The 9,257-nt window shown below is 66.8% G+C and carries 9 protein-coding genes; 5 read left to right on the forward strand and 4 right to left on the reverse strand.

The features are described 5' to 3' along the window. The 4 genes from fadA6 to ipdE1 all read right to left on the reverse strand — a co-directional run. A partial coding sequence (fadA6, locus tag AC2VOU_RS13605) for a steroid 3-ketoacyl-CoA thiolase FadA6 (protein WP_486957866.1) occupies window positions 1–1,016 on the reverse strand: 1,016 nt, incomplete at its 3' end. A gap of 11 nt (window positions 1,017–1,027) precedes the next feature. Continuing rightward, window positions 1,028–1,621, reverse strand: a complete 594-nt coding sequence (gene kstR2 / locus AC2VOU_RS13610) for a TetR family transcriptional regulator KstR2 (RefSeq protein ID WP_486957858.1) — start codon at window positions 1,619–1,621, stop codon at window positions 1,028–1,030. Beyond that, on the reverse strand, window positions 1,618–2,406 hold the full coding sequence (ipdF, locus tag AC2VOU_RS13615; protein WP_486957859.1) for a (5R,7aS)-5-hydroxy-7a-methyl-1-oxo-2,3,5,6,7,7a-hexahydro-1H-indene-carboxyl-CoA reductase: 789 nt from the start codon (window positions 2,404–2,406) through the stop codon (window positions 1,618–1,620). The genes kstR2 and ipdF overlap by 4 nt, the downstream gene beginning before the upstream one ends. Further along, window positions 2,403–3,563 (reverse strand): acyl-CoA dehydrogenase IpdE1, encoded by a 1,161-nt coding sequence (ipdE1, locus tag AC2VOU_RS13620; protein ID WP_486957860.1) that lies wholly within the window; start codon window positions 3,561–3,563, stop codon window positions 2,403–2,405. The genes ipdF and ipdE1 overlap by 4 nt, the downstream gene beginning before the upstream one ends. Before the next feature lie 68 nt (window positions 3,564–3,631). Here ipdE1 and fadD3 point away from each other — a divergent pair, with 68 nt between their 5' ends. The 5 genes from fadD3 to AC2VOU_RS13645 form a co-directional block, all read left to right on the forward strand. Then, window positions 3,632–5,155 carry a 3-((3aS,4S,7aS)-7a-methyl-1,5-dioxo-octahydro-1H-inden-4-yl)propanoate--CoA ligase FadD3 gene (fadD3, locus tag AC2VOU_RS13625; RefSeq protein WP_486957861.1) on the forward strand — a complete coding sequence of 508 codons (1,524 nt, stop codon included), beginning with the start codon at window positions 3,632–3,634 and terminating at the stop codon, window positions 5,153–5,155. Beyond that, entirely contained in the window at window positions 5,155–6,288 is a 1,134-nt protein-coding gene (locus tag AC2VOU_RS13630) for an acyl-CoA dehydrogenase family protein (protein ID WP_486957862.1), read from the forward strand. The genes fadD3 and AC2VOU_RS13630 overlap by 1 nt, the downstream gene beginning before the upstream one ends. Next, complete coding sequence (locus AC2VOU_RS13635) at window positions 6,285–7,241, forward strand: acyl-CoA dehydrogenase family protein (RefSeq protein ID WP_486957863.1); 957 nt, start codon at window positions 6,285–6,287, stop codon at window positions 7,239–7,241. The genes AC2VOU_RS13630 and AC2VOU_RS13635 overlap by 4 nt, the downstream gene beginning before the upstream one ends. After that, a complete protein-coding gene (gene ipdE2 / locus AC2VOU_RS13640) occupies window positions 7,238–8,179 on the forward strand; it encodes an acyl-CoA dehydrogenase IpdE2 (RefSeq protein WP_486957864.1) in 942 nt (313 codons plus the stop codon). Before AC2VOU_RS13635 ends, ipdE2 begins: the two co-directional genes overlap by 4 nt. Window positions 8,180–8,189: 10 nt before the next feature. Next, window positions 8,190–9,257: pyridoxal phosphate-dependent aminotransferase (locus AC2VOU_RS13645; RefSeq protein ID WP_486957865.1), on the forward strand; the 1,068-nt coding region annotated here is incomplete at its 3' end.

Here is a 9,257-nt window from a genome sequence, read left to right on the forward strand (position 1 = left end):
GCGATCGCGCCGCCGTTGGGGTTGACCTTCTCCGGGTCGGCCTTGATCTCCTTGAGCCAGGCCATCACCACCGGCGCGAATGCCTCGTTGATCTCGATGGTGTCGATGTCATCGATGGACAGGCCGGTCTTCTCCAGCGCGTAGCGGGTGGCCGGGATCGGCCCGGTGAGCATGAACACCGGGTCCGCGGCGCGGGCGCTGATGTGGTGGATGCGCGCCCGCGGCGTGAGGTTGTGCGCCCGCACCGCGCTTTCTGAGGCCAGCAGCACTGCGCTGGCACCGTCGCAAATCTGACTGGCCATCGCGGCGGTCAGTCGGCCTCCCTCGACCAAGGGCTTCAAGCCGGCCAGCTTCTCCGGCGACGATTCACGCGGGCCCTCGTCGACCCGGAACGCACCGGATTCGGTTTCGACGGCAATGATCTCGTTGTCGAAGTGGCCGCCGCGGATGGCGCCGAACGCGCGCTCGTGGCTGGTCAGCGCGTACTGCTCCATCTCCTCGCGAGACAGGTTCCATTTCTCGGCGATCATTTCCGAGCCACGGAACTGTGAGATCTCCTGGTCGCCGTAGCGGTGCAGCCACTGCTTGGATTCATTCGTCGGCGACGTGAAACCGAACTGCTCGCCGACGATCATCGCCGACGAGATCGGGATCTGGCTCATGTTCTGCACGCCGCCGGCCACGATGACGTCCGCGGTGCCCGCCATGATGGCTTGCGCACCAAAGGAAATAGCCTGCTGGCTGGAACCACACTGCCGGTCCACAGTGACACCGGGAACCTCTTCGGGATAGCCGGCCGCCAGCCAGGAGAGCCGCGCGATGTTGCCGGCCTGCCCACCGATCGCGTCGACACAGCCGGCGATCACGTCGTCCACGGCGGCGGGGTCGATGTCGACCCGGTCGAGCAGTCCGCGCCAGCCGAGCGCGCCCAGATCGACCGGATGCACCCCGGCCAGCGATCCGTTGCGCTTGCCCACTGCGGTTCGTACGGCATCGATGACGTATGCCTGATTAATGGGAGCCATATCTAACTTCTTTCTGTGGTGATGCCGCCTAGGACGATGGCGAGATATTGCTGCCCCACCTGGTGCGCGGTCAGCGGTCCGCCGGGGGAATACCAGCGCACCGACACCCATGTGGTGTCACGGATGAAGCGGTACACCAGGTCGACATCGAGATCGGGGCGCAAGTAGCCTTCCTCGATGCCCTGGTGCAGCACGTCGACCCACATCTTGCGCTGACGTTTGTTCAGGTCCTCGAGATAGGAGAACCGCGGCTGCGGCAGCAGTCGCTTGGCCTCGTCTTGATAGATGACCACCTGGGCGTGTCGATGCTCGATGGCGTCAAACGACGCCATGAACAAACCCTTGAGCCGTTCCAGCGAATTCGGTTGTGTGTCAACAATTTCCTGGTAGCGGGCGAAAAGCCAGTCCATGAAATTTCGCAGGACCTCATCGACCATCTCTTCTTTGGAGGAGAAGTGGTGGTACAGGCTGCCGGACAGGATGCCGGCACTGTCGGCGATGTCGCGCACGGTGGTGGCCCGTAATCCGCGCTCGGCGAACATTGTCGCGGCGAGTTCCAGCAACTCGTCGCGCCGACTGTTCGGAGACTCGCTCATGGGTGCTGACTCGACACCGAAATAACTTCTCCCGTAAGGTAACTCGAGTAGTCGCTGGCCAGGAACGCGATAGTCGAAGCGATCTCCCACGGCTCGGCGGCCCGGCCGAACGCCTCATCGGCCGAGAGCTGGTCGAGCAGTTCGCTCGAGCTGGTCTTGTCGAGGAACTTGTGCCGCGCGATACTCGGCGACACCGCGTTGATCCGCACCCCGTAGTCGACGGCTTCGATTGCGCTGCACCGGGTCAATGCCATCACACCGGCCTTGGCCGCGGCATAGTGAGACTGCGAGTGCTGGGCGCGCCAGCCGAGCACGCTGGCGTTGTTGACGATGACGCCGCCGTGGTCCGCGTCGCGGAAATACCGCAGCGCCGCCCGCGTGCTGCGCAGCACCGAGGTCAGGGTGACGTTCAAAACGCGGTCCCACTCGTCGTCGGTCATGTCGACGACCGGCGTCTGGCCGCCCAGGCCGGCGTTGTTGACCAGCACGTCGAGGCGGCCCAGTCGTGCTGTGGTGCAGGCGATCAGGGCGTCGACCTGCGCGGTGGACGTGACATCGCAGACCACGCTCTCCACCCGGCCGAGACCGAGCGCGGTCAGTTCGTCGCGGGTCTCGCCGAGCCGTCGTTCGTGGTGGTCGGAGACGACGACGTCGGCACCTTCCACCAGCGCCCGCCGGGCGGTGGCCGAACCGATTCCGGTGCCGGCCGCGGCCGTGACGACCACGACCTTGTCCTTCAGCAGCCCGTGTCCGGCAACTTCTTTCGGCGCGACGGCCAGCGTCATCGAGCCTCCCTGGGTAGGCCGAGCACCCGCTCGGCAATGATGTTGCGCTGAATCTCGTTGGAGCCGCCGTAGATGGTGTCGGCGCGGGTGAACAGATACAGCCGCTGCCACTCGTCGAAGTCACCACCCGGCAATACCAGGCCGGCCTTGCCCTGCACGTCCATCGCGATCTCGCCGAGCTCGCGATGCCAGTTGGCCCACAACAACTTCGAGACGTTATCTTGCCCGGGTTGTTCGACGTCCATCGTCGCCAGCGCGTAGGAACGCATCGCCCGCAGCCCCGCCCAGGACCGCGTCAGCTGCTCGCGGATCAGCGGATCCTCTGCCGCGCCAGTCTTTTTGGCGAGCTCCACGACGGATTCGAGCTCACGGGCGTAGACAATCTGCTGACCGAGCGTCGAGACACCGCGCTCGAACGTCAGCGTTCCCATCGCGACCCACCAGCCGTCGCCCGGCTCGCCGACCACCAGGTCGGCATCGGTGCGGGCATCGTCGAAGAACACCTCGTTGAATTCCGAGTCACCGGTCAGCTGGACGATCGTGCGGACGTCCACGCCGGGCTGGTATAGCGGCACCAGCAGGTACGACAACCCGGCGTGGCGCTGCGATGCCCCCTTGGAGGCGGCACGGTCGGTCCGCGCGACCACGAAACACCACTGCGCCCAGTGCGCCAGCGACGTCCACACCTTCTGGCCGTTGATCACCCACTGGTCGCCGTCGCGCACCGCAGTGGTGGCCACGTTGGCCAAATCGCTGCCGGCGCCGGGCTCGGAATAACCCTGCGACCACAGTTCGGTGACGTCGAGGATCCGCGGCAGGAACCGCTGCTGCTGTTCAGCCGTGCCGAACGCGATCAGCGTCGGGCCCAGCAGTTCCTCGCCGAAGTGGTTGATCTTGGCCGGGGCGTTGGCGATCGCATATTCCTCGTAGAACGCCACCCGATGCGCCACCGACAGGCCGCGGCCACCGTGTTCGACCGGCCACCCCAGACACGTCAGGCCGGCCTTGGCGAGATGCTGGTTCCAGGCGCGCCGCTCGTCGAACGCCTCGTGTTCACGACCCGGCCCGCCGAGCCCCTTGAGGGCAGCGAATTCGCCGACCAGATTCTCGGCCAGCCAGTCACGGACCTCGGCCCGGAACTCCTCGACGCCTTGCACCCTAGTAGGCTAACCTACCAAGCACTTGCTTGTTAGCCCGGCGCTAGCAATCAGCACCGAGGAGTTCGATGTCGAGCCACCCGCAGACCATTCCTGCGGCGTTGGACCACATCGCGGGCGAACTGCCCGACCACGACGCGCTGGTCACCGCGGATCGGACCCTCACTTTCGTCGCACTACGCGACGAGGTGCGTCGTGCCGCGGCAGCCATGATCAGCCTCGGCGTGAACCCCGGCGACCGGGTCGCGCTCTGGTCGCCGAATACCTGGCACTGGGTGGTCGCCTGCCTGGCCGCGCACTACGCCGGGGCCGTGGTGGTACCGCTGAACACCCGCTACACCGCGGCCGAGGCCACCGACATCCTGGCCCGCACCGGCGCCCCGCTGTTGGTGGCGATGGGGCAATTCCTCGGGGCCCGCCGAGTCGGCGACCTCGACCGCTCGACGCTGCCGGATCTGCGGCACATCGTGCAGGTGCCCGTGGATGCCGACGACGGGACGTGGGACGAGTTCATCAGCCGCGGGTGCGATGTCGCGGCCGCCGATGCCCGGGCCGCGGCGGTCCGGCCCGATGACCTGTCTGACATCTTGTTCACATCTGGCACCACCGGCCGCAGCAAAGGCGTGCTGTGCGCACACCGGCAGTCGCTGAACGGGTCCGCGGCATGGGCGGCCATCGGCAAAATCAGCAGCGCCGACCGCTACCTGTGCATCAACCCGTTTTTCCACAACTTCGGCTACAAGGCCGGGATCCTGGCGTGCCTGCAGACCGGCGCCACCCTGATCCCCCAGTTGACCTTCGACGCCGAGCAGGCCTTGCGTACGGTCGCCGAACATCGAATCACCGTGCTGCCCGGGCCGCCGACGATCTACCAAACGCTGCTCGACCATCCTTCTCGCGGCAACTACGACCTGAGTTCACTGCGATTCGCGGTCACCGGCGCCGCGACGGTACCGGTGGTGCTGATCGAGCGGATGCAGAACGAACTCGACTTCGACATCGTGCTGACCGCCTACGGTCTGACCGAGTCCAACGGGATGGGCACCATGTGCCGCCCCGACGACGACGCGGTCACGGTTTCCACCACCTGCGGGCGGCCCATTGCCGATTTCGAGGTGCGGATCGATGATGCGACCGGTGAGGTGCTCCTGCGTGGGCCCAACGTGATGCTCGGCTATCTCGACGACCCGGACGCCACCGCCGCGGCGATCGACGCCGACGGCTGGCTGCACACCGGAGACATCGGAAAGCTTGATGCCGCCGGCAATCTCGCGATCACCGACCGGCTCAAGGACATGTACATCTGCGGCGGGTTCAACGTCTACCCCGCCGAGATCGAACAAGTCTTGACGCGCCTCGACGGTGTGGTGGACTGCGCGGTGATCGGTGTTCCCGACGAGCGACTGGGCGAAGTCGGCCGAGCCTTTCTGGTGACGCGGGCCGATTCGGGGCTCGACGAAAAATCGGTGATCGGCTACGCCCGCGAATATTTGGCGAACTTCAAAGCCCCGCGTTCGGTGAGGTTTGTCGAGTCGCTGCCCCGCAACGCGGGCGGCAAGGTGGTCAAACCGCTACTGCGAGAGATGGCGTAATGGATCTGCACTTCGACGACGCGACGCTGACGTTCCAGCGGGAGGTGCGCGAGTTCTTCTCGTCGCACCGGCATGCGTTTCCCGCGCATTCCTACGACACGGCCGAGGGTTTCCAGCAGCATCGTGATTGGGACAAGGCGCTTTTCGACGCCGGACTGTCGGTGATCACCTGGCCGGAGAAGTACGGCGGCCGGGACGCGAGCTTGTTGCAGTGGGTGGTCTACGAGGAGGAGTACTTCCGCGCCGGAGCGCCGGGGCGGGCCAGCGCCAACGGCACCTCGATGCTGGCGCCGACGCTGTTCTCACACGGCACCGAAGAGCAGTTGGATCGAATCCTGCCGAAAATGGCCAGCGGCGAAGAGATCTGGGCGCAGGCCTGGTCGGAGCCGGAAGCCGGTAGCGACCTGGCTTCACTGCGCTCGACCGCGACCCATACCGACGGCGGCTGGCTGCTCAACGGTCAAAAGATCTGGAGCTCGCGAGCGCCCTTTGGCGACAAAGCTTTCGGGTTGTTCCGCTCCGATCCCGAGGCGCAGCGGCATAGCGGCTTGACCTACGTCATGTTCGACCTGAAGGCCGATGGCATCACCGTCCGGCCGATCGCTCAGCTCGGCGGCGACACTGGGTTCGGTGAGATCTTCCTCGACGACGTCTTTGTGCCCGACGCCGACGTGATCGGCGCGGTGAACGACGGGTGGCGGGCCGCGATGAGCACGTCGAGCAACGAACGCGGTATGTCGCTGCGCAGCCCGGCCCGATTCCTGGCGTCGGCCGAGCGCCTTGCCCAAGTGTGGAAGTCCAAGGGCGACAGATTGTTCGGAGATGAGGTTGCCGATGCCTGGATCAAGGCGCAGGCCTATCGCCTGCACACCTTCGGCACCGTGACCCGGCTGGCGGGCGGCGGTGAACTGGGCGCCGAGTCGTCGGTGACCAAGGTGTTCTGGTCAGACCTGGACGTGGCGCTACACCAGACGGCGTGCGAGATCCGCGGCGCCGACGGCGAACTTGCCGATGCCTGGACCGAAGGACTGCTATTCGCCCTTGGTGGTCCGATCTATGCGGGTACCAACGAGATCCAGCGCAACATCATCGCCGAGCGGCTGCTGGGACTGCCCCGGGAGAAAGCCAAATGAGATTTGATCTCGACGAGCAGCAGCGTGACTTCGCCGCCAGCATCGACGCGGCGCTGGCTGCCGCCGATCTACCGGGTGCGGTGCGCGCCTGGGCGCGCGGCGACACCGGGCCGGGTCGCAAAGTATGGGGGCTACTGGCCGACCTCGGCATCACCGCGCTGGCCGTGTCAGAGCGGTTCGACGGCGTCGAGGCCCACCCGGTCGATCTCGTCGTCGCGCTGGAACGACTCGGCCGCTGGGGGGTGCCTGGTCCGGTGATCGAATCGATCGCGGTAGCACCGGTTTTGCTCGCCGACGACGAACGCAGCGCGGCGCTCGCATCGGGTGATCTGATCGCGACGGTCGCCCTTCCTCCACACGTGCCGCGCGCCGTCGACGCCGATACCGCCGGCCTGACCCTGCTCGCCGACCCGGACGGAACGGTCAGCGAGGCGAGGGCCGCCGAGCAGCACGAGTCGGTCGACCCCAGCCGAAAGCTGTTCGACGTCAAGGCCACCGATGCGCACTGGCAGGCCGACGTGCCGCGCGCCTACGAATTCGGCGCGCTGGCCACCGCTGCTCAACTGCTGGGAGCCGGCCAGGCACTGCTGGATGCCGCGGTCGATTACGCCAAGCAGCGCACCCAGTTCGGCCGCGCCATCGGCTCGTATCAGGCGATCAAGCACAAGCTGGCCGACGTACACACCGCGCTAGAGTTGACTCGCCCGCTGGTGTACGGCGCCGCGCTGTCGCTGGCCGGTGCAGCTCCTGACACCGCGCGAGATGTCAGCGCCGCCAAGGCTTCCGCGTCGGACGCCGCCCTGCTGGCGGCGCGCTCGGCGTTGCAGACCCACGGCGCGATCGGCTTCACCGCCGAGCACGACCTGTCGCTGTGGCTGCTGCGGGTACAGGCGCTGCGACCGGCCTGGGGCGACCCGGCCGCCCACCGGCGAAGGGTTCTGGAGGCGCTGTGACCAACGAGCGGGAACTGCTGCGGGAGACCGTCGCGACCGTGGTGGGCAAGCACGCCTCCCCAGCCGCGGTCCGCGCGGCGATGGAATCCGAACGCGGCTATGACGAATCGCTGTGGCGACTGTTGTGCGAACAGGTCGGCGCCGCCGCGCTGATCGTGCCCGAGGCATTCGGCGGCGCCGGCGGCACCCTCGGCGATGCGGCCGTCGTCGTCGAGGAACTCGGTAAGAACCTGGTGCCCAGCCCGCTACTCGGCACCACACTGGCCGAACTCGCACTACTGGCCGCCGACGAACCCGACACGGACACGCTCGGGTCGCTGGCCGAGGGCGCGATGATCGGCGCGGCGGTGTTCGACCGCGACTATGTGATCAACGGCGACGCTGCCGATATCGTGATCGAGGCTGTCGACGGCACACTCGAGCGGTGGACCGAGTTCAGCGCCCAACCCGTCGCTGCGATGGATCCGACCCGACGGCTGGCCCGGCTGACTCCGGTCAGCACCACTCCGATCGGCGCCGATCCCGGGCTCGCCGACGCGGCGGCGATCCTGCTGGCCGCCGAACAGGTCGGCGCGGCCACCCGCTGTCTGGAACTGACCGTCGCCTACACCAAAGAGCGGCAGCAGTTCGGCCGGGCGATCGGCAGCTTCCAGGCCCTCAAGCACCGGATGGCCGACCTCTATGTCGCCGTCCAGGCCGCTCGCGCCGTGGTGAACGAGGCCGCCGACGCGCTGTCACCGACCTCCGCGGCGCTGGCCCGTGTGACGGCCAGCGAGGCGTTCAGCACGGTGGCGGCCGAGGGCATCCAGTTGCACGGCGGTATCGCGATCACCTGGGAACACGATATGCAGCTGTACTTCAAACGCGCACACGGCAGTTCGCAACTGCTGGGTCCGCCGCGCGATCACTTGCGCCGGCTGGAAGCCGAAGTGTTCTAGCCTTACGGTCATGACCGATGGGGTCGCGCTACGCGCCGGGATTCCGCCGTTTTACGTGATGGATGTCTGGCTGGCGGCTGCCGAGCGCCAACGCAGCCACGGCGATCTGGTGAACCTATCGGCCGGTCAGCCGAGCGCCGGGGCTCCGGAACCGGTGCGCGCCGCCGCCATCGACGCGCTAAACCGCAACCAGCTCGGTTACACTGTGGCGCTGGGTATTCCGGAATTGCGGTCGTCGATCGCGGTGTCGTATCTCGATCGCTACGGCGTGCAGGTCGACCTCGACGACGTGGTGGTGACGACGGGCTCGTCCGGCGGCTTTCTGCTGGCGTTCCTGTCCTGCTTCGACGTCGGCGACCGGGTGGCGGTCAGCAGCCCCGGGTATCCCTGCTACCGCAACATCCTGTCGGCGCTGGGGTGCGAGGTAGTGGTGATCGAATGCGGACCCGAGACCCGATTCCAGCCGACCGCGCAGATGCTGGCCGCACTCGACCCACCGGTGCGGGGCGTGGTGGTGGCCAGCCCCGCCAACCCGACCGGCACCGTAATCCCTCCCGAAGAACTCACCGCGATCGCGTCCTGGTGCGACGAGACGGGCGTGCGGCTGATCAGCGACGAGGTGTACCACGGGCTGGTCTACGACGGCGCCCCGTCGACCAGCTGCGCCTGGGCAACGTCGCGAAATGCGTTCGTGGTCAACAGCTTTTCCAAGTATTTCGCGATGACAGGTTGGCGGCTGGGCTGGCTGCTGGTGCCGGCCGAGCTTCGTCGGGCGGTAGACCGGCTGACCGGCAATTTCACCATCTGCCCACCCGTACTGTCCCAGCGCGCCGCGGTCGAGGCGTTCATGCCACAGTCTGTCCAGGAAGCCGAAGGACACCTGGACCAGTACGCCGCCAACCGCACGGGACTGCTCGACGGTCTGCGGCGCATCGGCATCGACCGGCTGGCCCCCACCGACGGGGCGTTCTACGTCTATGCGGACGTCTCCGACTTCACCAACGATTCGATGGTGTTCTGTTCGAAGCTGTTGGCCGACACCGGAGTAGCGATTGCGCCCGGCATCGACTTTGACCCG

The sequence above is a fragment of the Mycobacterium sp. TH-M25 genome, from assembly GCF_057473665.1.